This is a genomic window from Pantoea sp. S61 (genome assembly GCF_016625145.1).
Taxonomy (GTDB): Bacteria; Pseudomonadota; Gammaproteobacteria; order Enterobacterales; family Enterobacteriaceae; genus Pantoea; species Pantoea rwandensis_B.
Window position 1 is genome coordinate 401635 of record NZ_JACVUO010000003.1, and the last position, 24338, is coordinate 425972.

The window sequence follows — 24338 nt, forward strand, 5'->3', positions numbered from 1 at the left end:
TGAATTATCCTGTGTTTAATGAATTACTTTTTGTTGCCTACAGCGCCTTCCAGCCATTGAGTAAAGTCTTTACCCAGTACTGGATGACGAACGCCATACTCAACGAAAGCCTGCATATAACCCAGTTTGTTACCGCAGTCATGGCTTACACCGGTCAGGTGATAGGCTTCAACGGTCTCTTTTTCCATCAGCATGGCGATGGAGTCGGTCAGCTGAACTTCGCCGCCAGCACCTGGAGGGGTTTTCGCCAGCAGAGGCCAGATGTCAGCAGACAGCACGTAACGACCCACAACCGCGAGGTTAGATGGCGCTTCAGAAGCTTTAGGCTTCTCAACCACACCCACCATCGGCGCGCTCTGGCCTGGCGCCAGGTCAGCACCTTTGCAGTCAACGACACCGTAAGCGGTTACATCAGCAACCGGCTCTACCATGATCTGGCTGCGGCCGCTTTCTTCGTAACGCGCCAGCATTTCTGCCAGGTTGTCTTTGGTCGGATCAGATTCGTACTCGTCGATGATCACATCCGGCAGAATCACGGCAACCGGCTCATCACCGACCAGTGGGTGTGCACACATCACTGCGTGGCCAAGGCCTTTCGCAATACCCTGACGCACCTGCATGATGGTCACGTGTGGAGGACAGATAGACTGGATTTCGTCCAACAGCTGACGCTTAACGCGTTTTTCCAGCATGGATTCCAGTTCAAAACTGGTATCAAAATGGTTTTCGATGGCGTTTTTGGAAGAGTGTGTAACCAACACGATTTCGTTAATGCCCGCAGCGATACACTCATTCACGACATATTGGATCAGCGGCTTATCGACCAGCGGTAACATCTCTTTTGGAATAGCTTTAGTAGCAGGCAGCATACGCGTACCCAGACCTGCAACCGGGATTACCGCTTTTTTTACTTTAGACTTATAGGCAGACATCTAAATACCTCTCTTAATAGGCCGTTCAAGTTAATACTTGATATGTCGGTTTAAAAACGAAATGAGTATATCAGTTACTATCAGACGGATTTATCCTGGATGGAGCTAATCCGCGGAATTTAAGACTATTACCCAAGTGTAAAGCTTACCCCTGGCCCTGTCTCCAGCCCGCAAAAAATATAAATCCGATCGCTTATTCTTCAGCCGATAACATCAGCCGTAGCCTGCCACCCGCGCCCCACACATGGCACTGCCAGGCATCCGCGCGTTGACTGATCTGATTGAGGTGCGTACTGCCCATAGTACCAAGCGGCACGCCATTACTGAGTTGAATCTGATGGGTGTTAATGTGCAATGTGGCGTTGAGGCCAGCGGAGACCAGAATCAGGTTTTTCAACTGACGATGGTAGTACCCCACCAGCAAGGGGAACTGGCCACTGAGATTGGCCTGGCGTAACAGCATATTGACCTGGCGCAGCAGGCCGTTTAACTCCGGCAGGCGCTGTTTCTGTCCGGAAAGTTGTTCCTGTAACAGGCCGTTGAACAGCGCGCGCAACAGTAAGGCGGCCAACACGCCATTATCGCCTGCTCGGGTCACATCAAGACAGTAGAAGGCCAAATCCTTGTCGGACAACGCGGCGATATCCAGCACCAGCCCCGGCTGTTCAGCCATGGTCAGTTGGCGATAGTTAATGCGGCAATTAGCGATGGTTTGCTGAACCGGCGGTTGCAACTGCTTCAGTAGCTTAGACGCAGCTAAAGGATCGCGAACCAGTGCATCCCAGTCCTGAAACAGTTGTTCATCTTCCTCAACTTTAGAAGTGAACATCGAAGGGTAAAGACACTCATATACAGCTTCACGAAAACGTTCGAGGTTTCTGAGCGGCTTAAGCAGAACATCCTGAACCCCAAGGCGCAGGACATGCGCAATATCTGCCATGTTCTGCGTGGCGGAGATGATCAAAATTGGCACGCTATTGCCGCGACTGCGAATACGTTCGACGAACTGAAGCCCCCCCATGCGCGGCATCTCCAGATCGCAAATCACCAGATCCACGGCTTGAGCCGACAGTAAGGTTAAGCCATCGAGGCCATCTCCCGCTTCCAGCGTGCTGGCTCCCAGCCCCACCAACATAGTGTCTAACATCGAACGGAAAACGACCTCATCTTCGACAATGAGTATCTTTTTGCCGATTAGTGGTTTTTCCATTCTCTCCCCCTGCGTACCAGATATTTCAATAGTGGTTCATAAAACGCAGTTGCGCCTTTCAGAATTGACTGAAGTCGCACTGCCTGTGAATGAACAACCTGATTATCTGCCACGGACCAGCGGTAATAGTTCATCCATTTTTTTCTCGACGGCGGCTTTACCTGCCGCAATGGCTTCTTCTGCACGATGAAAATCCAGTGTGGATATCTGCGGACAAAACGGTTGAATCAGCACATCCGGTGGATCGCCCGCCATACGATTACGTTTAAGGCGGTTTTCCAGAATCTGGATGGATGTGGACATGATCTCCATGGCGCCCGGCGTTTGATTCGCCCGGCGGTGCGTCAGACCCAGTATGCGCTGGCGCAATTTTTTGCCCCAGCTTAATGCTTCAGCCGCGGCCTCTTCTTCGCCGCTCTGTGGCGTCACCGACAATAAATCCTGCTGCATTAGATGCGCGTCATGCTGTAAGTCCACCGCGATGACAATGTCGGCGCCGAGGGCTCGTGTCAGAGATATCGGCACCGGATTGACCACGGCACCATCCACCAGCCAGTAACCATTGTAGCCAACAGGTGGTAATAAGCCTGGCATACTACAGGACGCGCGTACTGCCTGATGCAAATCACCTTCGGTTAACCACAACTCACGGCCGGTACTTAAATTCGAGGCCACCACGCCAAAAGGTTTATTGCACCCCTCAATAAATTCATTGGGGATCAACTGACGGATGTGGCTGAACACGCGGTCACCGCGAAGCAAACCACCACGCTGCCACGACAGATCCATGAGGCGGATCACATCCCAATAGCGAAATGCGCTCACCCACTTTTCCATTACGCCCAGCCGCCCATTGACGTATGCCGATCCCACCAGCGCGCCGACTGAGCAGCCTGCAACCACATCAATTTCAATGCCGGCACGCTCCAGCCCATTAATCACACCAATGTGCGCCCAACCTTTGGCGGCACCTGAACCCAGGGCCAGCCCGATCCTCACCTTTCTCATCGCACCTCGTGATTAGTCTGGTACGTAGCATCCCGCTCAGCAGTCGGCTACCATAGCGCACACTTTAATTAACTTTAATCACTCACAGGAGATGACGTGTCTGAAAAGTGCCCCTGCTGCAGCGGAAAGCAGTATAGCTTATGTTGCCAGCCCTTTCTGAGCGGTCAGGCATTCCCTGCCAGCGCTGAACAATTAATGCGTTCACGCTATACCGCCTATGTTGAAAAGAACGCGGGCTATCTGGCTGCGACCTGGCACTCCAGTAAGCGTGTGGCCGACCTTGAGACGTTATTATCTGAAAGTTTTTCCGGTACTGAATGGCTGGGCTTGAATGTAACCCGTTGTAATCATGGAAGCCACGAGAATGAAGCCTTTGTGACCTTTTTTGCGCGTTACCGCGAAAAAGAGCGCACTTCGGCCATCTATGAATGTTCACGCTTTCTTCGTGAGGATCAACGCTGGTACTATATCGACGGAACGGTGCCCGAGCTGGGGCGCAACAATCGCTGTCCTTGTGGCTCCGATAAAAAATACAAAAAATGTTGTGGTTAATCTGGACAGATGCACAACGGCTTTACCATTCATCGCTTTGACAGGACTCTGATCGAGATGCAAGCGCAAAACACGCAACGAAAAGTTTTACGGACCATTTGCCCAGACGCGAAAGGTCTGATCGCCAAGATCACCAATATTTGCTACAAGCATGAACTCAACATCGTGCAAAACAACGAGTTTGTCGATCACCGTACCGGGCGCTTTTTCATGCGCACAGAGCTGGAGGGGATTTTCAACGACAATACCCTGCTGGCCGATCTCGACAGCGCATTGCCAGTCGGTTCGGTCCGTGAATTGCAGAGTGCCGGCCGTCGTCGCGTGGTGATTTTGGTGACTAAAGAGGCGCACTGCCTGGGCGATTTACTGATGAAATGCGCGTTTGGTGGTCTCGATATGGAGATTGCTGCCGTCATCGGTAACCATGAAACACTGCGCTCGCTTGTTGAACGTTTCGATATTCCGTTTGTGCTGGTCAGCCATGAAGGCCTGACGCGCGAAGAGCATGACAATCGCATGGGCGACGAAATCGATCGTTACCAGCCGGATTACGTGGTTCTGGCAAAATACATGCGTGTGCTGACACCGGCCTTCGTGCAGCGTTACCCGAATCAAATCATCAACATTCACCACTCGTTCCTGCCTGCCTTTATCGGCGCGCGCCCTTACCATCAGGCTTACGAGCGTGGCGTTAAAATTATCGGTGCCACCGCGCACTACGTGAATGACAACCTGGATGAAGGTCCAATCATCATGCAGGACGTGATCAACGTCGACCATAGCTACACCGCAGAAGAGATGATGCGTGCCGGGCGTGATGTCGAGAAGAATGTCCTGAGCCGTGCGCTGTATAAAGTGCTTGGCCAGCGCGTGTTCGTCTACGGTAACCGCACCATCATTCTGTAAGCTTCCTGGCGCTGAATTGTGCAACTCTTCAGCGCCACGGATGAAAAGTGGACAAACGATTCATATTTTTGTTTTCAGCGCTTTACAGTCAGAGCGCATTTGGTATGATGCGCCCCGCTTTCAGGCACATTATTCAGGCCAGTGGCGGGATTCCCGAGCGGCCAAAGGGAGCAGACTGTAAATCTGCCGTCATCGACTTCGAAGGTTCGAATCCTTCTCCCGCCACCATCGTTTTCCTTCTTGCTTTCATCGTCGTTTCTTCCCGATTCAACCCATGACTTTTTAACGAAAACTCGCTACCATCCAGACATACTTTTGCGGATAAAAATGGCAGCGAAATGAAATTCATCTCTTTCAACATCAACGGCTTGCGCGCACGCCCTCATCAACTTGAAGCCCTCGTCGAGCAGCATCAGCCGGATGTGATTGGTCTGCAGGAAACCAAAGTTCACGATGACATGTTCCCGCTCGAAGACGTCAGCAAACTGGGTTACAACGTGTTTTATCATGGCCAAAAAGGCCACTACGGCGTCGCGCTGCTGACCAAGGCTCAGCCCGTTTCGGTACGTCGTGGTTTTCCCGGTGATGATGAAGATTCACAACGCCGCCTGATCATGGCGGAAATCCCCAGCCCGATTGGCGACATCACCGTGATTAACGGTTACTTCCCGCAGGGTGAAAGCCGTGACCATCCAACCAAATTCCCGGCGAAAGAGAAGTTCTACCGTGATTTACAGGATTATCTGGAACAGCAGTTGGCGGTTGATAAGCCGGTGCTGATCATGGGTGACATGAATATCAGCAGTACCGATCTTGATATCGGCATTGGCGAAGATAACCGTAAGCGCTGGCTGCGCACCGGTAAATGCTCATTCCTGCCAGAAGAGCGTGAGTGGATGGATCGCCTGTTGCATTGGGGTCTGGTCGATACCTGGCGCGCGAAATACCCGGAAACGGCTGACCGTTTCTCCTGGTTCGACTACCGTTCAAAAGGTTTTGATGATAACCGTGGTCTGCGTATCGACCTGTTGCTGGCCAGCCAACCGCTGGCCGCGCGTTGCATCGAGAGCGGCATCGACTACGAGATCCGCAGCATGGAAAAACCCTCAGATCATGCACCGGTCTGGTCGACGTTCAATCTGGAAAAATAAGTCAACTGCGTGGCGTGAGAACGCCACGCACCTTTACTTGATGATTTTCCAGATAAGCGGGTTAGTGACCATGACTTTCTCATCACGCCCGCACTGCAGCAGCACGCCTTCCGCTTTCACGACCGCCCCTTCAGAATAACTGCGATTCTCATAAGTGCAGCACTGCAGACAGTTGCTCTGCTGATTATTCTGTCCCTGTGTCCAGACTTCCGGTGGCATATCAACCACCACATCCGTATTGCCCATGCGACTGTTTTCCGGCTGGCGGTTCGCCAGCGCCGAATTCATGCACAACAGCAGCCCGCTAAGCGCTAATAGAATATAACGCATCACTCTGTCTCCTTGGTTTTACGCCGGGTCGATTTCGGTTTTGCTTTACGTTTAGCGGCCGGTGCGGCAATGCCTCTAAATGATTGCAACGAGGGTCGCTGACGCGCTTCGCCAATTAACCCGATCAGCGTGGCAACCAGCGGCTGCATAAACTCATCGTAGCGGCAGGCCTTTTCACTGATGCGTGTTAATGTCGATTCCCATTGAGCCGTCATATCTGGCCGGGCCGCCATTTCAGGTAACGCATGGATCAGCGCCCTGCCCGCGTCCGTAGAATGAATATAGCGGCCTTTCTTCACGAGGAATGTCCGGCGGAACAATAATTCGATAATGCCCGCACGCGTCGCTTCCGTTCCTAAACCATCGGTCGCACGCAGCACTTTCTTTAATTCTTTATCCTGAACAAAACGCGCGATGCCGGTCATGGCGGATAACAGGGTAGCATCGGTGAACGGGCGCGGCGGCTGTGTCTGCTTGGCAAGCACTTCACCGCGCTCGCACAGCAGCTCATCCCCTTTCGCGACCACAGGTAAAGGCGTGCCATCGTTCTCTTCATCGCGCTCTTTGCTCCCCAGTAAGGCACGCCACCCCGCTTCTGCCAGAAAGCGCGCTTTGGCAACAAACTTGCCGCCGCCAATCTCGAGATCGATAACGCATTTACGGAACACCGCATCAGGGCAGAATTGCATCAGATACTGACGCGCCACAAGGCCGTAAATATTGGCTTCATTTTCCGTCAGGTTCACTTTGCTGGCGCGGGCGGTAGGGATAATGGCGTGGTGAGCATCCACCTTCTTATCATCCCAGCAGCGGTTCTTCTGATCAGGATTAAAATCCGTGGGCGGTGTCAAATTGGGCTGATGTGCCTGAATCGCATTCAGCACCGCATGCCGTCCGGCAAAATGTTCATCCGGCAAATAACGGCTGTCAGAACGCGGATAGGTTATCAACTTATGGGTTTCGTACAGACGCTGGCAGCAGTCCAGTACGTTTTGCGCACTCAGGCCGAAACGCTTTGCCGCCTCGATCTGCAGGCTGGAGAGCGAAAACGGCAATGGCGCGGTGTCAGATTCCCGTTTGTCGTTATAGCCCGTCACTATCGCCGGCTTGCCGTTGATGCGCTCTAAGACGTGATCGGCCAGCGATCGATGTAACAGGCGACCTTCCTCATCCTGCCAGGGTTCGCAGGCGTCGCTGGGTATCCAACTGGCAACAAAACGCTCATCCTTCGGCGTCACGATGTGCGCTTTCACTTCGAAGTAATCTTTCGGGATGAAGTTTTCGATCTCTTCATCGCGACGCACCACCAGGCCGAGCACCGGCGTTTGTACGCGACCGACCGACAACACACCATCATAACCAGCATTGCGGCCTAACAGCGTCCAGGCACGGGTCATATTGATGCCGTAGAGCCAATCTGCGCGGGCGCGGGCCAATGCGGAGACGCACAGCGGGATAAACTCGCGATTCTCACGTAAACGGCTTACTGCTCGCTCCACGGCGGAGGGGTTGAGATCGTTGATCAGACAGCGCTGCACTTTCTGCCGCTTTTCCGGCGCGAGTTGCAGGTAGTCCAGCACTTCATCCACCAACAGCTGACCTTCACGATCCGGGTCACCGGCGTGCACCACTTCACTCGCCTGTTGCAGCAAACCCTCAATCACTTTGAGTTGCTTCGCCACCGACGGGCGTGGCTGTAAACGCCACTTTTCCGGAATGATCGGCAGGTCGGCAAGATTCCAGCGCGCATAGCGGCTGTCATAGCTGTCCGGCTGCGCCTGTTCCAGCAAATGCCCGACACACCAGGTGACCATCTGATCGTTGCCACAGGCAATAAAACCGTCACCGCGTCGATGCGGTTTCGGCAGTACATCAGCAATGGCACGCGCCAGGCTGGGTTTTTCAGCAATAAACAAACGCATGTCTGGCGTCGTTCCTTCTACGTCAATTCACGACGGTAATTAATGGGCAGGAAGGATCGGCAGCGAAGAGTTCACCTATCGCTGTCGCCTGCACGCCGGCCAATGTCGCGCAGCGCTGGAAAGCTTCGACCTCGCTGGGTTGCACCGCCACCAGTAAACCACCCGAGGTTTGCGGATCGCACAGTAACGCGCAAGTCGCATCGTCCATCGCGGAAATAAGGGCGCCATAGCTGGCAAAATTGCGCTGAGTACCCCCGGGCACGGCACCTTTAGCAATATACTCATCGACACCCGGTAAGCGCGGAACTTGCGTGGCGTGGACTTCCGCACGCAAACCTGACCCCTGGCAAATCTCACTCAAATGTCCGAGCAAGCCAAAACCGGTGACATCGGTCATGGCGCTGACGCCATCCAGTTTGGCGAATTCGGCACCGGCTTTATTCAACTGACACATCACCTCCGCCGCTAAGGATTGGTGTTCTGGCAGCAGAAGGCCTTTTTTCTCGGCGGTGGTCAGGATGCCGATCCCCAGTGGCTTGGTGAGAAACAGCTGGCTCCCCACCTGCGCGGCGCTGTTCTTTTTCACCCGCGCCACATCAACAATTCCCGTGACGGCCAGGCCAAAAATCGGCTCCGGCGCATCGATCGAATGCCCACCCGCCAGAGCAATGCCAGCAGCCTGGCACGCCGCACGCCCGCCTTCAATGACCTGCTGAGCCACTTCCGGGCTCAGCACGTTGACTGGCCAACCCAGGATGGCAATCGCCATGATCGGTTTGCCGCCCATAGCATAAATATCACTGATGGCATTGGTGGCGGCGATACGGCCAAAGGTATGGGGATCATCGACAATCGGCATAAAAAAGTCAGTGGTGCTGACCACCGCCGTACCGTTGCCGAGATCATAAACGGCAGCATCGTCACGTGTTTCGTTGCCCACCAGCAGCTGTGGGTCGTGAAAAGGGGTCAGCTCACTATGAAGAATGGTTTCCAGTACCTGCGGCGAAATTTTGCAGCCGCAGCCAGCTCCATGGCTGTATTGCGTCAGACGAAGCGGTTCACTCATGGCGGGTTCCTTATGCGCTGAACAGAAGGCTGTATGTTAGCCTGGCTGTCAGCCGGTGGTAAGTGTTGCGCGGTTTAAGCCCGATCTTTCGCACACACGGTGTGCAATCTTTGCAACACGGCTCACCCTGCCGAAGAAACCCGCCGATGTCTGTCAGAAATAACTGACAAATTGCGCGGTGTCCGGTGCAACCACCGTGGTATTGGCTTTAAGCTGCGGCGTACCGAGATAGAGGAATCCAACAATCGCATCCTGCTCGCGGCAACCAAAGGCTTCGCGTACCGAAGGATGGTCAGTCCATGGACCGCTACGCCAGATACCGTTAAAACCTTGTGCCACCGCGGCCATTTGCATCGCCATCACGGCACAACCTGCTGAAACCAACTGTTCCCAATGCGGGACTTTGGCATGATCCTCACAGTGCGCCACCACAGTGATAATCATCGGCGCTCGAAACGGTGCAGTGGCCGATTTTTCAATCGCCTTTTCATCGAGGTCGCTGTCACGCGCTGCTTGTTCAAGCAATTTACCAAAACGCTCACGCCCTTCATTCTCTACAATGACAAAGCGCCACGGCTGCAACGTACCGTGATCCGGTGCACGTAAGCCTGCGTGCAAAATGTTCTGCAAGACTTCGCCCGCGGGTGCCGGTTCTGCCAGACGCGATGCCGAACGGCGGTTAATTAATAAATCCAGTGCATCCATCATTATTCTCCCGTGAATAAAAAGCGTGGGCTAATCCTGGCACAGCAAGATCTTTTGTAACAGTCTGGCGCGATTTCCTGCTGACATTTCGCACGCTGCTCTTTAGGATGAACCCGACATCGGGGCAGACCGCGTGGCGACTGCCCTGTTACGTGAATATGGAGAGTTTATGCGCACATTGTGGCGAATTATTGCTGGCCTGTTCCGCTGGAGCTGGCGGGTGTTGAATTTTATTCGGGAATTCATTCTTAATTTATTCCTCATCGTCTTAATCCTCGCCGGTGTCGGTATCTGGTTACAGCTTTCCAGCGCCAACAGCAGCGAACCGGTACAACAGGGTGCACTCAAAGTGGATTTAAGCGGTGTATTGGTGGATAAACCCTCCGTCAGTAATCGCCTGAGTCGCATCAGTCGTGAGTTGCTGGGCGCGAGCAGCGATCGCCTGCAAGAGAATTCATTATTCGACGTGGTGGATGCGGTTCGTCAGGCTAAAACCGACAAAAACATCACCGGGATCGTGCTTGATTTGCGTGATTTTGCGGGCGGCGATCAACCCTCATTACAATATCTGGGCAAATCGCTGCGTGAGTTCCGTGATGCGGGCAAACCGATATACGCCATTGGTGATAGCTATAGCCAGGCGCAATACTACATCGCCAGCTATGCCACCAAAATTTATCTGTCACCGCAGGGCACCGTTGATCTGCATGGCTTTGCGACCAATGGGTTGTATTACAAATCCCTGTTAGAGAAGCTCAAAGTCAATTCTCATGTGTTCCGTGTGGGCACCTACAAATCTGCCGTCGAGCCTTTCCTGCGTGACGATATGTCTCCGGAAGCCCGTGATGCGGATGGTCGCTGGATCGGCCAGCTGTGGCAGAACTACCTGAACACCGTTTCCGCCAATCGCCAGATTACGCCGGATCAACTGTTCCCAGGAGCAGCCGGCGTCATCAGCGGATTGCAGGCTGTTGACGGCGATACCGCAAAATATGCGCTGAACAGTAAATTGGTTGATGTGCTGGATAGCCGTGCGGCTGCGGATCAGGAACTGGTGAAAGCCTTTGGCTGGGATAAAGCCAATAACGATTACCGCAACGTCAGCATTTACGATTACACCGTGAAGCAGCCTCAGCAGGACCAGGATGGCAATATTGCGGTGATCTTCGCCAGCGGTGCGATTATGGACGGTGAGGAAACCGCCGGAAACGTGGGTGGCGATACCACCGCTTCGCAGATTCGCGATGCGCGTCTCGATCCGAAAATCAAAGCGATTGTACTGCGCGTCAACAGCCCAGGTGGCAGCGTGTCGGCATCGGAAGCGATTCGTGAAGAGTTAGCCGCAGCGCATGATGCCGGTAAGCCAGTGGTGGTCTCAATGGGCGGTATGGCGGCTTCAGGTGGTTACTGGATCTCGACGCCAGCAGACTACATTGTGGCCGCCCCCAGCACCCTGACCGGTTCAATCGGCATTTTCGGCGTGATTAACACGGTTGAAAATAGCCTGAACAGTATTGGTGTGCACACGGATGGCGTGGCCACTTCTCCGCTGGCTGACGTTGCCACCACCAAAGCCCTGCCGACGGAAGTGCAGCAATTGATGCAGCTGACCATCGAAAACGGCTATCGCAACTTTGTCGGACTGGTGGCGAAGTCACGTCATAAAACGCCAGAACAGATCAATGATATCGCCCAGGGTCATGTCTGGACCGGCAGCGATGCTAAAGCCAATGGCCTGGTGGATGCGTTGGGTGATTTTGACGATGCCGTGGCGAAAGCAGCTGAGTTGGCAAAAGTCGCCAAGCCTCAGCTCAGCTGGTATCAGGACGATCCCGGTATGATTGACCTGCTGTTAAATCAGATGAATGCCTCTGCACAAGCGATGCTGCCAGCAGCACTGAAAGTGTGGCTGCCCGCGCCGATGCTGGACGTAATGAGTGCAGTGAAAGATCAGCCTGGCCTGATGAATAATCTCAATGATCCGCAAAATCGCTACGCCTTCTGCCTGAACTGCGGCAACGTACGCTAATCTTTACAGCCCGGCCGCTGGTCGGGCTGCTTTTCGCTGTTAATCCCCTTATACTGCGCGTTTTACGGCAAGTCTGAGTTCTTCCATGCAAAAGAAAAATATCTATGTAGCCTACACGGGCGGTACCATCGGTATGCAGCGCTCCGCGCACGGCTACATTCCGGTTTCCGGCCATCTGCAGCAGCAACTGGCCAACATGCCAGAGTTCCATCGGCCTGAGATGCCGAATTTCACCATCCACGAATATCAGCCTCTGATGGATTCGTCAGATATGACGCCATTGGATTGGCAATCGATTGCTGATGACATTAAACAGAATTACGACAGCTATGATGGCTTTGTGATTCTGCACGGCACCGACACCATGGCGTTTACCGCCTCGGCGCTGTCATTCATGCTGGAAAACCTCGCGAAGCCCGTCATCGTAACCGGCTCGCAAATTCCTTTGGCAGAATTGCGCTCAGATGGTCAGCAGAACCTCCTCAATTCGTTGTATGTTGCGGCGAACTATCCCATTAATGAAGTGGCGTTGTTCTTTAATAACACACTGTTTCGTGGCAATCGCACCACCAAAGCACATGCCGACGGCTTCAACGCCTTCGCTTCACCGAATCTCCCTCCTTTGCTGGAAGCCGGTATTCACATTCGTAAACTCAATACGCCGCCGGCACCACAGGGCAGCGGCGAGTTGATTGTGCATCCGATTACCCCACAACCGATTGGTGTGGTGACCATTTACCCCGGGATCTCTGCCGATGTGGTGCGTAACTTCTTGCGCCAGCCGGTGAAAGCACTGATTCTGCGCTCTTATGGTGTCGGCAACGCGCCGCAAAATGCAGAATTCCTGGCTGAACTGCAGCAGGCCAGCGAACGTGGGATTGTGGTGGTGAATCTGACGCAATGCATGTCCGGCAAAGTGAACATGGGGGGCTATGCCACCGGTAATGCGCTGGAGCATGCGGGGGTGATCAGCGGTTTTGACCTTACGGTTGAGGCAACATTAACAAAACTGCACTTTTTGTTGAGCCAAAACCTCACCAACCCGGAAATTCGTGCCAGAATGCAACAGAATTTACGCGGCGAACTGACCGACGACTGATACGGAGCGAGATGTAATGAAGCGGGCATTGATAATCATCGATATTCAGAACGATTTTTGCCCCGGCGGCCCAATGGCGGTGCGCGAAGGCGACCAAACGGTTGCCGTTGCTAATCGCTACGCACGCGAGTTCCGCGATCGGGGAGAATGTGTAGTGGCATTGCAAGACTGGCATCCGGCAGATCATGGCAGCTTCGCCTCCGTCTCTGGCGAACCGGTGTATACCCTGGGTGAATTGAACGGTCTGGCGCAGATTTGGTGGCCCGATCACGGAGTCGAGAACTCAGTGGGGGCGGATTTCCACCCAGAACTGGACCGCACACTGATTGATGCGGTGTTCCATAAGGGGGGCGACGCTGATGTGGACAGCTACAGTGCTTTCTTCGATAACGGCCATCGCCGCAAAACGGAGCTAGACAGTTGGCTGCGAGAACGCGACATCAGCGACCTGGTGATGCTGGGGCTCGCTACCGACTATTGCGTCAAATACAGCGTGCTGGATGCGCTGGAGCTGGGCTATAACGTTGAAGTGGTGAAAGAGGGTTGCCGCGGCGTCAACCTGAATCCTGATGACAGCGATATTGCCATCGAACAGATGCAAGCTCAGGGTGCGGTAATAATCTGAAAATGAGGGCTGGTGAAAACCAGCCCTTTTGCGTTTTAGTGCAGGTTAATGCGCGTGATGTCCGGCTCGATACCAAACTCTTCCTTAAGCTGCTTTTTCGACTTCATAACCATCTCGCCCCCTTTGCCAATGGTCATATGCTGTGGGTCGTCGTTATGACGCGCCTGCCACAGCATCACCAGCTGCAGGCAATTATCGCGCTGCTCCTGCGTCAGCGCGACACCGTCCGGCCATTTACCGGTTTCCACTGCAGTGGCGAGCCGCTCATAGACTTCCGGCGTCATCGCCGCCAGCATGGCTTCCAGTTCTTGCTTCATGCTCAGCCCTCTTGTTGCTTGCCCTGCTCATCGGTAAAGCTCAATGAGGCAGAGTTAACGCAGTAGCGCTCACCGGTAGGCTGCGGGCCATCCGGGAACACGTGGCCGAGATGCGCATCGCAATTGCCACAGCGAATTTCCACACGGTGCATGCCGTGGGAATCATCTTCCAGGTAACGAATCGCTTCGTCGCTGTAAGGCTGGTAAAAGCTCGGCCAGCCGCAGCCTGAATCATATTTAGAATCGGAGAGGAACAGCGGTGAATTGCACACTAAACAGTGGTAAATGCCTTCCTGCTTGTTGTGCAGTAATGCGCCACTGAAAGGAGGTTCCGTGCCGCGATGCTGTGTGACATAGCGCTGCATCTCAGAAAGCTGCGCGATTTTTGCCTCGGGTGCGGTGTCTTTAGCCATTTTGAGTTCCGGAGTGTCATTCTGTAAAAATCGACTAGTATTCTAACAAACGAACAACATCTTCATGGTCTTTTTTCGTGCGAACCCGTTCGTCACGACTGCCACAGCGCAAAATTGTGACATCGATCACCCTTTGCAAAAGTCATCCCTTTTCGGCCGCCATTCGGCGTAACATAGGCGCGCAATAAGGGTGCTGCGTAAGCGATTGCGCATCCAATTATTCCTGGCGTTGGAATTGACCTGTCGCAACAATTGACACGATTCCGCTTGACGCCTGGTAAGGTTTTTGTAATTTTACAGCCAACCTTTTATTCACTAACAAATAGCTGGTGGAATATATGACTATCAAAGTAGGTATCAACGGTTTTGGCCGTATCGGTCGCATCGTTTTCCGTGCTGCACAGCAGCGTTCTGACATCGAAATCGTTGCAATCAACGACCTGCTCGACGCGGATTACATGGCTTACATGCTGAAGTATGACTCTACGCACGGTCGTTTCGACGGTACCGTAGAAGTTAAAGACGGCGCGCTGATTGTTAACGGCAAAAAAATCCGTGTTACTGCTGAGAAAGACCCGGCTAACCTGAAATGGGATGAAGTGGGCGTTGACGTTGTTGCTGAAGCAACCGGTATCTTCCTGACCGACGAAACCGCACGCAAACACATTCAGGCTGGTGCGAAGAAAGTGGTTCTGACCGGTCCATCTAAAGATGCGACCCCAATGTTTGTTCGTGGTGCAAACTTCGACAAATACCAGGGACAGGACATCGTTTCTAACGCCTCTTGCACCACTAACTGCCTGGCACCACTGGCTAAAGTGATCAACGATCACTTCGGTATCGTTGAAGGCCTGATGACCACTGTTCACGCCACCACCGCAACTCAGAAAACCGTTGATGGCCCGTCTCACAAAGACTGGCGTGGCGGCCGCGGCGCAGCTCAGAACATCATCCCATCTTCTACCGGTGCTGCAAAAGCAGTCGGCGTGGTTCTGCCAGAGCTGAACGGTAAACTGACTGGTATGGCGTTCCGCGTTCCTACCCCGAACGTGTCTGTTGTTGACCTGACTGTACGTCTGGAAAAACCAGCAACTTACAAAGAAATCTGTGCCGTAATCAAAGCTGAATCTGAAGGCAAGATGAAAGGCGTTCTGGGTTACATCGAAGACGACGTCGTATCTACCGACTTCAATGGCGAAACCCTGACTTCAGTATTCGATGCTAAAGCCGGTATCGCACTGAACGACAACTTCGTGAAACTGGTTTCATGGTACGACAACGAAACTGGCTACTCACACAAAGTTCTGGATCTGATTGCACTGGTTGCTGCTAAGTAAGCAACTGGCGAACCAGACAAGGGGTGACTTCGGTCGCCCCTTTTTTTTCATTTGGAAGAAGAGAAGGTCTGACGATGCAAGATACGCTTTATAGTTTGCCGGTGGTGAATCAGATCACCCCATATCTGACGCAACGCCAGATGGGCGATTTGCCCATCGTCGTTGTGAGCCATCCCAAGGTGCGTGCGGCGATTGCGCTGCAAGGCGCGCATCTGCTCTCATGGCAGCCCAGCGGCCAGCAGCCGGTGATTTGGTTAAGCGAGAAGACGCCGTTTGCCACAGGCAAAGCGATTCGCGGTGGTGTGCCCATTTGCTGGCCATGGTTTGGACCTGCAGGTGAACCGGCGCACGGTTTCGCCCGTAATCAACCCTGGACGCTTACCGCACACGATGAGAACGAAGATGCGGTAATGCTGACGTTCACGCTGGAAAGCAACGCACAAACGAAAAAGTTGTGGCCACATGATTTCACCCTGCTGGCCCGTTTCCGTATCGCCGAGCATTGTGAAATCGAGTTGGAGGCCTGGGGCGATTACGAAGCCACCGCTGCCTTACATACATACTTCCAGATCGCCGATATTGATCAGGTTGAAGTGAGTGGCTTAGGAAACAGCTATATCGATAAAGTGGATGCAAATACGGTGGGCAGTTCGGCTGATGGCAAGCAAACCTACCCTGATCGCGTCGATCGGATTCACACGGCTGCCGAGGATTGCAGTGTGATTCATGACATCGCGGGTAAACGTCAGATTGAAGTGTATCACCACTATCAAAGTGACGTTGTCACATGGAACCCAGGGCCGGAATTGTCTTGTAGCATGGCGGATATGCCTAATGAGGGTTACAAAACCATGGTCTGCGTAGAAACGGCTCGCATCAACAAGGCGATGAAAAGTGCCGGGGAATCCCCTGCTCGCCTAGGTACCACCCTGCGCGTGCGCAATAAGTAGCTTTTTTGCGGCGCAGATGCGCCGCTATACCACGTCTAAGCCCGTTTTATGTTGCGGTGCTGGAAACGCCCGGTCAATGATCGCCAACTCCTCAACACTCAAATGCAGGTCTAACGCAGCCGCATTTTCCGCCACGTGTTGTTGGCTGCTGGCCTTGGGAATGGCGATCACGCCTGGCCGACGAATCACCCACGCGAGCAGCAATTGCGCCACGCTGATGCCCTTATGTTGTGCAATTTGGTTCAAATGGGGATCTTCAAACAGTGACTGACGCAAGCGTCCCGCCTGCGCCAGAGGGCAATACGCCATGATCGGCATATCACGTCGCTGGCATGCCGCTAATAAATCGTATTCGATTCCTCGTGATGCCAGGTGATACAGCACCTGATTAGTCGAGCAGTTTTCACCGCCCGGCTCGCTCCACAGTTCTTGCAGATCGTCAGTATCGAAATTGGATACGCCCCAATGCCGTATTTTTCCCTGCTGTTGCAAGGTTTCCATGGCATGAATCGTCTCCTCCAGTGGCACATTACCGCGCCAATGCAGCAGATAGAGATCAAGGTAATCGGTCTTTAAGCGCTGTAAGCTGCGCTCGCAGGCCTCTATGGCATCCACTTCGCCGGCATTCCACGGATAGACTTTTGACACCAGCCAGGCCTGATGGCGGCGTCCGCGTAACGCGTCGCCCACCACCTCTTCTGCACCGCCTTCGGCGTACATTTCTGCGGTATCAATCAGTTGCAAGCCCAAATCCAACCCAGCCTGTAATGCCGAGACTTCCTGACGACGCAGCGCTGCATTCTCCCCCATGTACCACGTTCCTTGCCCAATGGCAGGTAATGCTGGTTCTCCACGAAATTGAATTGTCTTCATTAAGGCTCCCGATGCGCCAGGATGGGGCGCGCTATTGGTGCAATGTAATAAAAACGCCTCATTAAGAGGCGCCGCAGAAAACCATTAGAAACTGTAGCTGATGCCGGTCCAGAGGGTGAACTGGCCACTTTTGTCCACCATCGGACTGTCTTTGATTTCGCTGTCAAAACGGGTGTAACGCCCGGACAAACTGGCGTTCCAGCTATCGCTAATCTGATAGCTGGCGTTCATTTCCACATAGGGTGACCAGCTGTCGTCCGGTTGATATTCAGCAATACCTGTCCGTGCGCTTTCATGCGAAGACACGCCATAGTAGTAGCGGTTTTGGTTGGCGCTGTTCCACATTGCACCGATGCCTGGTGTCAGGCTAAACGCGCCAAAATCGAAGCGATACAGATAGGTAAGATCCCAGATGATGCCATTACTGTTGTTCAGCACATCGCCCAGCAGCGCAGTACGCACAATGCCCCAATCGGCAACATGGCGATAGCTGGCACCCGCCATCAGGGTCATCCGACGCTTATCCAGTGCCTTCATGTCCCCCAAATCATTATCTTTAGGATCGTACTGCTGTGGTGAACCCAGCAGCGTTAACGACAGTTGATTCTGCTGATCTTTCCACAGGTAATAGCCACCTTGCAGGCTACGGAACCAGAAGTTTTCGCCTTCATAATTGATGACCGGGATGGGGATGTATCGGTCCTGCCCACCGCGATAAGGTGACTGGGCATAAATAACTGAAGCCCCAAGTGATAAGGGTTCTGCATGAGTGCTGAACGCCGCAAAATAACAAGGAACAACACAAGCAAGCGCTTTAAGTTTGAATTGGTTCACAATTTAATCAGTCCATTAATATAACAATCACACGCAGAGTCTAACTAAATTTTCGCGATGAGTTAACGTTAAATCAGGGATGTTTATCACCCGCACGGAATAGTCTGAGGCTGGTTGCCAGCGTAGACATGCAAACTGAATGCCTTAGTGCTTATGAGACTTTGTTATTGATATATCGCTAAATAAGGAGAAATGTGGCTGCAGATTTTCTGAATGCCTTCTACAGTTAAAAGTAAGACGAGACTTTTTGAACGAGCAGAGTAACCATAAGAATTGTGTATCCCGATAAAAAAACGTCAGGTTGGCATAAGGGTTGCTGTACTCAATAAAGAATATCTTCCGGGAGCTGCAAACGTATCTAATTTCGCTCCTTTACCTGTGCTAAAAACGAAAGGACGGGCATCGCTATGAATATATTCGATCACTATCGTCAGCGTTATGAAGCTGCCAAGGACGAAGAGTTCACACTGCAGGAATTTCTCGCTGTCTGTAAACAGGATCGCAGTGCATACGCCAACGCTGCAGAGCGACTATTGATGGCTATCGGTGAGCCGGTGATGGTTGACACGGCGCAGGAGCCACGCCTTTCCAGAATCTTCTCTAACCGCGTCATGGGACGCTATCCCGCCTTCGAAGAGTTTTATGGTATGGAGGAAGCGATTGAACAGATCGTCTCCTACCTGAAACACGCTGCGCAAGGCCTGGAAGAGAAGAAACAGATTCTTTATTTGCTGGGGCCGGTCGGTGGCGGTAAATCGTCACTTGCTGAGCGTTTGAAAGCCCTGATGCAACGCGTACCGATCTACGTGCTGAGCGCTGATGGCGAACGCAGCCCGGTAAACGATCATCCTTTGTGCCTGTTCAACCCGCAGGAAGACGCCAATATTCTGGAGAAAGAGTATGGCGTGCCGCGGCGTTACCTGGGCACCATCATGTCGCCGTGGGCGGCAAAACGCCTGCATGACTTCGGCGGCGATATTACCCGCTTCAAAGTGGTCAAAGTCTGGCCTTCTATCCTGGAGCAAGTGGCCATCGCCAAAACGGAACCGGGAGATGAGAACAACCAGGATATCTCTGCATTGGTCGGTAAGGTGGATATCCGCAAACTGGAAAACCACGCGCAAAACGATCCTGACGCTTATGGTTACTCGGGCGCACTGTGCCGCGCGAACCAGGGCATTATGGAATTCGTTGAGATGTTTAAAGCACCGATCAAAGTGCTGCATCCCTTACTGACCGCCACTCAGGAAGGTAATTACAACGGTACTGAAGGGATCTCTGCCCTGCCGTTTAATGGCATCATTCTGGCGCACTCCAACGAATCAGAATGGGTGACTTTCCGTAATAACAAGAACAACGAAGCGTTCCTTGACCGTGTGTATATCGTCAAAGTGCCTTACTGCCTGCGGGTGTCGGAAGAGATCAAAATCTACGACAAACTGCTCAATCACAGTGAGCTGACGACGGCGCCATGTGCCCCGGGCACACTGGAGACCTTAGCGCGCTTCTCTATCCTGTCGCGTTTGAAAGATCCGGAAAACTCCAGCATCTATTCAAAAATGCGCGTCTACGATGGTGAAAGCCTGAAAGATACCGATCCAAAAGCGAAATCATGGCAGGAGTATCATGACTACGCCGGCGTGGATGAGGGCATGAACGGCCTTTCGACCCGCTTCGCGTTTAAGATTCTGTCGCGCGTGTTCAACTTTGATCATGCCGAAGTGGCGGCCAACCCGGTACATTTGTTCTACGTACTGGAGCAACAAATTGAACGCGAGCAGTTCCCGCAGGATCTGGCAGAGAAATACCTTGAGCACCTGAAAGGTTATCTAATCCCGAAATACGCGGAGTTTATCGGCAAAGAGATTCAGACCGCCTATCTGGAGTCTTATTCAGAATACGGCCAGAACATCTTTGACCGCTACGTAACCTACGCCGACTTCTGGATTCAGGATCAGGAGTACCGCGATCCCGATACCGGACAGTTGTTTGATCGTGAATCACTGAATGCCGAGCTGGAAAAAATCGAGAAACCTGCCGGGATCAGTAACCCGAAAGATTTCCGTAACGAGATCGTCAACTTTGTGCTGCGTGCCCGGGCGCAAAATAGTGGACGTAATCCCAACTGGACCAGCTACGAAAAACTGCGCACGGTTATTGAGAAGAAAATGTTCTCCAATACCGAAGAGTTGCTGCCGGTGATTTCGTTTAATACCAAGACCTCAACGGACGAACAGAAAAAACACGATGATTTTGTCGATCGCATGATGGAGAAAGGCTATACCCGCAAGCAGGTACGCCTGCTGTGCGAATGGTATCTGCGCGTGCGTAAATCGTCTTAATCGTTACCTGTAAGCTACGCGGCGCCGCGACGCCGCAACAGGAGGCCGGAGAGGTTCCGGCCTGGCTTGCACTGTAGTTTGGGGGATATGTATGGCCTATTTTATCGATCGGCGTCTGAACGGTAAAAACAAGAGCGCGGTCAATCGGCAGCGTTTCCTGCGCCGTTACAAGTCGCAAATCAAGCAGTCGATCTCCGAGGCCATCAACAAGCGGTCGGTCACCGATGTGGAGAGCGGCGAATCTGTCTCGATTCCTATCGATGACATCAATGAGCCCATTTTCCATCAGGGACGCGGCGGCAGTCGCCATCGCGTGCATCCGGGGAACGATCATTTCGTCCAGAACGACCGCATTGAGCGCCCACAAGGGGGCGGCGGTGGCGGCGGCAGCGGTCAGGGCAACGCCAGTCAGGACGGTGAAGGACAGGATGAGTTTGTTTTCCAGATATCGAAAGATGAATATCTCGATCTGCTGTTTGAAGATCTTGCCTTACCGAATCTGCGTAAAAATCAGCACCGGCAGCTGAATGAGTATAAAACCCACCGCGCAGGCTTTACCTCCAATGGGGTCCCGGCCAACATCAGCGTAGTGCGTTCGTTACAAAACTCACTGGCACGTCGCACTGCGATGACCGCCGGCAAGCGCCGCATGCTACACGAACTGGAAGCCACGCTGACGGAAGTGGAAAACAGTGAACCCGCTCAGTTACTGGAAGAGGAGCGGCTGCGCAAAGAAATTGCCGAACTGCGGGCACGTATTGAACGTGTGCCTTTTATTGATACCTTCGACTTGCGCTACAAGAACTTTGAGAAGCGCCCCGAGCCTTCGAGCCAGGCGGTGATGTTCTGCCTGATGGACGTCTCCGGATCAATGGATCAGGCCACGAAAGACATGGCGAAGCGTTTTTATATTCTGCTCTATCTGTTCCTGAGCCGTACCTATAAAAATGTGGAGGTGGTGTATATCCGTCACCATACGCAGGCGAAAGAAGTCGATGAGCAGGAGTTCTTCTACTCGCAGGAAACCGGCGGCACCATTGTGTCTAGCGCATTGAAGTTAATGGATGAAGTGGTTAAAGAGCGCTATGACCCGGCGCAGTGGAATATTTATGCGGCACAGGCCTCTGATGGTGACAACTGGGCGGATGACTCTCCGTTATGTCATGAGATTCTGGCCAAACATATTTTGCCGGTTGTACGTTATTACAGCTACATCGAAATCACGCGCCGTGCGCACCAGACGCTGTGGCGTGAGTATGAACATCTGCAGGCCATGTTTGATAACTTCGCGATTCAGCACATCCGCGAGCCAGAAGACATTTATCCGGTATTTAGAGAACTTTTCCACAAACAGGTGGCAGAAGCCTGAACATCAAGCCGGTCATTGACCGGCTTTTTCTTTTCCGCGCCACCGCTCATTCGCCTCAAATCCCCGCTGATTTTTCACACAATTTTAACGATCTATGGGATAGCGCTCCGCAGATTGAAAAAATATGCAATTAAGCGCTGACAAGCTATTGATAAGGCATTATCTTTTCACCTTGTCTGTGTGAATCCCCCGCAGTTTGTCATTTTCGCTCGTACCGCAGGAGAACGCCGTTGAATGCCAGCATGATTTACAGTTTGTTTATTATTGGTTCCGTGCTGGTTGCAGCAAGTATTCTTCTGAGTTCATTCTCGTCACGGCTTGGCATCCCTATTCTGGTGATTTTCCTTGCGTTAGGCATGTTGACTGGCGTTGACGGAATTGGCGGCATCGCTTTTGACAACTACCCCGTGGCGTATCTGGTATCCAACCTCGCGCTGGCCATTATTTTGCTGGATGGCGGCATGCGCACCAAAGCCAGCTCATTCAAGGTGGCGCTGGGGCCCGCATTATCGCTCGCCACGGTCGGTGTGATGATAACCGCCGGTTTAACCGGTTTGGCGGCGGCCTGGCTCTTTAAACTCGATTTGATGCAAGGTTTCCTGATTGGCGCGATTATCGGTTCCACCGATGCCGCCGCAGTCTTCTCGCTGCTGGGGGATAAAGGGCTTAACGAACGTGTCAGCTCCACGCTGGAAATTGAGTCCGGCAGTAACGATCCTATGGCGGTATTCCTGACCATCACGCTGATTGACATGATCCAGCAAGGCCAGTCAGGCTTAAGCTGGATGTTTGTGGTGCATCTGGTGCAACAGTTCGGTCTCGGTATTGTACTGGGGCTGGGCGGCGGCTGGGCACTACAGCAACTGATAAACCGTATCAATCTGGCACAAGGTCTCTACCCCCTGCTGGCGTTAAGCGGCGGGATCATTGTGTTTGCACTGACCACAGTCATGGAAGGCAGCGGCATACTGGCCGTTTACCTGTGTGGTTATCTGCTGGGTAACAGCCCGATCCGCAACCGTCACGGTATTCTGCAAACCTTCGATGGTATGGCGTGGTTGAGTCAGATCGGCATGTTTATCGTGCTCGGCTTACTGGTGACGCCATCTGATCTGTGGCACATCGCCGTTCCAGCCATGATTTTATCTCTCTGGCTGATTTTGGTGGCGCGCCCGCTTTCAATTCTGGTGGGTCTGTTGCCATTTAAAGGGTTTACCGGCCGCGAACGCATCTTTATCAGTTGGGTTGGCCTGCGTGGCGCAGTCCCTATTATCCTCGCGGTATTCCCGATGATGGCCGGGCTGGAAAACGCCAAGCTCTACTTCAACATCGCCTTCTTCGTGGTTCTCGTGTCGCTAATGCTACAGGGCACCTCGCTGGGCTATGCGGCCAAACGCGCCAAAGTTGTGGTTCCCCCTACTGCCTCACCTATTAGCCGCGTCGGACTGGATATCCACCCTGAAAACCCCTGGGAGCAGTTTGTTTACCAACTCAGTGCTGACAAATGGTGTATCGGTGCCGCGCTGCGTGATTTGCAGATGCCACGCGAAACGCGCATCGCTGCCCTGTTCCGCGATAACGCGCTGATGCATCCCAATGGCAGTACGCGCCTTAAAGAGGGCGATGTGCTATGTGTGATTGGACGTGAACGCGATTTGCCCGCTTTAGGTAAAATGTTCAGTCAGTCGCCACCCGTCGCGCTCGATCAACGCTTCTTTGGTGACTTCATTCTGGATGCCGAGGCACGTTTACGCGATGTGGCGCAAATTTATGGGCTGGAACTTGATGAAACCACCAACGATCAGCAATCCCTCGGTCAACTGGTGATGGGCCTGCTAGGCAGTACACCCGTGGTGGGCGATCAGGTGGAGTGGAACCAATTGACCTGGACCGTGGCGGAGAAAGAGGACAACCAAATCGTTAAAATTGGCGTACGTGTCATGGAAGACAAGGAGTAATCCGAACTGCGAAAACGCCAAAACTGCGTGTGAGCTACTATGATCACTATTCCACCCAGCACAAACGGGAGAAGCGCATGGGACACGTGGTAAAAATTGGTCGTTACGAGATCGTTGATGCAGAACTGAATGCTGAAAAGCTCGATACCATCAGCATTCCCTGCAATACCAACCCCGGCCTGAGTTACCAACTCGATGGCTGGGATCATGAAACCAGTGTGCCGGCGTGGATTGATGGCGAGCCCGTCGATCTGCAGATCGGACACTATGACAAGCAACAAGACCGCTGGGTATTAAAAAAACCCGCCTGATGTACCCCCGCCGCCATCCGCTTCGTATGGCGGTCATTCCTAAAAGCAGTCTTAAAATGAAGCGTTCTATCTGGGTTTTTTTTGGTTTTAACCTTGTAT

The 24338-nt window shown here is 52.9% G+C and carries 23 protein-coding genes and 1 tRNA gene; 13 read left to right on the forward strand and 11 right to left on the reverse strand.

The features are described 5' to 3' along the window. Positions 1-23 precede the first annotated feature (23 nt). The 3 genes from galU to rssA all read right to left on the reverse strand — a co-directional run bounded on the left by galU (position 24) and on the right by rssA (position 3150). Positions 24-932, reverse strand: a complete 909-nt coding sequence (gene galU / locus IAE30_RS09895; protein WP_034828817.1) for a UTP--glucose-1-phosphate uridylyltransferase GalU — start codon at positions 930-932, stop codon at positions 24-26. Positions 933-1125: 193 nt separating this feature from the next. Next, entirely contained in the window at positions 1126-2142 is a 1017-nt protein-coding gene (rssB, locus tag IAE30_RS09900) for a two-component system response regulator RssB (RefSeq protein WP_034828815.1), read from the reverse strand. A gap of 102 nt (positions 2143-2244) precedes the next feature. After that, positions 2245-3150 carry a patatin-like phospholipase RssA gene (gene rssA / locus IAE30_RS09905; protein ID WP_038646644.1) on the reverse strand — a complete coding sequence of 302 codons (906 nt, stop codon included), beginning with the start codon at positions 3148-3150 and terminating at the stop codon, positions 2245-2247. 96 nt (positions 3151-3246) lie between these two features. On the opposite strand from rssA, the gene IAE30_RS09910 reads away from it, so the two are divergent. The 4 genes from IAE30_RS09910 (at position 3247) to xthA (ending at position 5759) form a co-directional block, all read left to right on the forward strand. After that, positions 3247-3702, forward strand: a complete 456-nt coding sequence (locus tag IAE30_RS09910) for a YchJ family protein (RefSeq protein ID WP_038646643.1) — start codon at positions 3247-3249, stop codon at positions 3700-3702. 57 nt (positions 3703-3759) lie between these two features. Continuing rightward, positions 3760-4608 (forward strand): formyltetrahydrofolate deformylase, encoded by an 849-nt coding sequence (gene purU, locus IAE30_RS09915; RefSeq protein ID WP_034828882.1) that lies wholly within the window; start codon positions 3760-3762, stop codon positions 4606-4608. Positions 4609-4751: 143 nt separating this feature from the next. Next, positions 4752-4836 (forward strand) — tRNA-Tyr (locus tag IAE30_RS09920). A 110-nt stretch (positions 4837-4946) separates the two neighbouring features. Beyond that, the gene (gene xthA / locus IAE30_RS09925; RefSeq protein WP_034828809.1) at positions 4947-5759 is read left to right on the forward strand and encodes an exodeoxyribonuclease III; all 813 of its coding nucleotides are present in this window, start codon (positions 4947-4949) and stop codon (positions 5757-5759) included. A 33-nt stretch (positions 5760-5792) separates the two neighbouring features. Here the strand turns inward: xthA and IAE30_RS09930 are convergent, their stop codons facing one another. The 4 genes from IAE30_RS09930 to IAE30_RS09945 form a co-directional block, all read right to left on the reverse strand. Further along, positions 5793-6089: a DUF1496 domain-containing protein gene (locus tag IAE30_RS09930; RefSeq protein ID WP_200679441.1), complete on the reverse strand. Its 297-nt coding sequence runs from the start codon at positions 6087-6089 to the stop codon at positions 5793-5795. Further along, entirely contained in the window at positions 6089-8011 is a 1923-nt protein-coding gene (locus IAE30_RS09935; protein WP_045816089.1) for a DNA topoisomerase III, read from the reverse strand. The genes IAE30_RS09930 and IAE30_RS09935 overlap by 1 nt, the downstream gene beginning before the upstream one ends. Before the next feature lie 22 nt (positions 8012-8033). Then, positions 8034-9077, reverse strand: coding sequence for a selenide, water dikinase SelD (selD, locus tag IAE30_RS09940; RefSeq protein WP_200679443.1), 1044 nt, complete (start codon positions 9075-9077; stop codon positions 8034-8036). Between the two features lie 153 nt (positions 9078-9230). Next, positions 9231-9782 (reverse strand): NAD(P)H nitroreductase, encoded by a 552-nt coding sequence (locus IAE30_RS09945; protein WP_200679487.1) that lies wholly within the window; start codon positions 9780-9782, stop codon positions 9231-9233. Between the two features lie 169 nt (positions 9783-9951). Between IAE30_RS09945 and sppA the strand changes: the two genes are divergently transcribed. The 3 genes from sppA (at position 9952) to pncA (ending at position 13535) form a co-directional block, all read left to right on the forward strand. Further along, positions 9952-11811, forward strand: a complete 1860-nt coding sequence (sppA, locus tag IAE30_RS09950) for a signal peptide peptidase SppA (protein ID WP_200679448.1) — start codon at positions 9952-9954, stop codon at positions 11809-11811. A gap of 85 nt (positions 11812-11896) precedes the next feature. Beyond that, on the forward strand, positions 11897-12910 hold the full coding sequence (gene ansA, locus IAE30_RS09955) for an asparaginase (protein ID WP_038646633.1): 1014 nt from the start codon (positions 11897-11899) through the stop codon (positions 12908-12910). A gap of 16 nt (positions 12911-12926) precedes the next feature. Further along, positions 12927-13535, forward strand: a complete 609-nt coding sequence (pncA, locus tag IAE30_RS09960) for a bifunctional nicotinamidase/pyrazinamidase (RefSeq protein WP_034828795.1) — start codon at positions 12927-12929, stop codon at positions 13533-13535. A 35-nt stretch (positions 13536-13570) separates the two neighbouring features. Here pncA and IAE30_RS09965 read toward each other — a convergent pair whose 3' ends face one another. Further along, complete coding sequence (locus IAE30_RS09965; protein WP_045816085.1) at positions 13571-13852, reverse strand: YeaC family protein; 282 nt, start codon at positions 13850-13852, stop codon at positions 13571-13573. Between the two features lie 2 nt (positions 13853-13854). After that, on the reverse strand, positions 13855-14265 hold the full coding sequence (msrB, locus tag IAE30_RS09970; protein ID WP_034828790.1) for a peptide-methionine (R)-S-oxide reductase MsrB: 411 nt from the start codon (positions 14263-14265) through the stop codon (positions 13855-13857). Between the two features lie 338 nt (positions 14266-14603). On the opposite strand from msrB, the gene gapA reads away from it, so the two are divergent. Next, positions 14604-15602 carry a glyceraldehyde-3-phosphate dehydrogenase gene (gapA, locus tag IAE30_RS09975; RefSeq protein ID WP_039335472.1) on the forward strand — a complete coding sequence of 333 codons (999 nt, stop codon included), beginning with the start codon at positions 14604-14606 and terminating at the stop codon, positions 15600-15602. Positions 15603-15676: 74 nt separating this feature from the next. Then, positions 15677-16552 carry a D-hexose-6-phosphate mutarotase gene (locus tag IAE30_RS09980; RefSeq protein ID WP_200536819.1) on the forward strand — a complete coding sequence of 292 codons (876 nt, stop codon included), beginning with the start codon at positions 15677-15679 and terminating at the stop codon, positions 16550-16552. 24 nt (positions 16553-16576) lie between these two features. Here the strand turns inward: IAE30_RS09980 and IAE30_RS09985 are convergent, their stop codons facing one another. Next, positions 16577-17425, reverse strand: a complete 849-nt coding sequence (locus IAE30_RS09985) for an aldo/keto reductase (protein WP_200536818.1) — start codon at positions 17423-17425, stop codon at positions 16577-16579. An 84-nt stretch (positions 17426-17509) separates the two neighbouring features. Next, positions 17510-18259: a MipA/OmpV family protein gene (locus IAE30_RS09990; protein ID WP_045816082.1), complete on the reverse strand. Its 750-nt coding sequence runs from the start codon at positions 18257-18259 to the stop codon at positions 17510-17512. A 407-nt stretch (positions 18260-18666) separates the two neighbouring features. Here IAE30_RS09990 and yeaG point away from each other — a divergent pair, with 407 nt between their 5' ends. From yeaG to IAE30_RS10010, 4 genes are all read left to right on the forward strand, one after another. After that, entirely contained in the window at positions 18667-20601 is a 1935-nt protein-coding gene (gene yeaG / locus IAE30_RS09995; RefSeq protein ID WP_038646623.1) for a protein kinase YeaG, read from the forward strand. Positions 20602-20692: 91 nt separating this feature from the next. After that, a complete protein-coding gene (locus tag IAE30_RS10000; RefSeq protein WP_034828771.1) occupies positions 20693-21970 on the forward strand; it encodes a YeaH/YhbH family protein in 1278 nt (425 codons plus the stop codon). 230 nt (positions 21971-22200) lie between these two features. Next, positions 22201-23928, forward strand: coding sequence for a potassium/proton antiporter (locus tag IAE30_RS10005; protein ID WP_038646621.1), 1728 nt, complete (start codon positions 22201-22203; stop codon positions 23926-23928). Positions 23929-24005: 77 nt separating this feature from the next. Next, positions 24006-24239: a DUF1480 family protein gene (locus tag IAE30_RS10010; protein WP_034828766.1), complete on the forward strand. Its 234-nt coding sequence runs from the start codon at positions 24006-24008 to the stop codon at positions 24237-24239. Positions 24240-24338 lie beyond the last annotated feature (99 nt).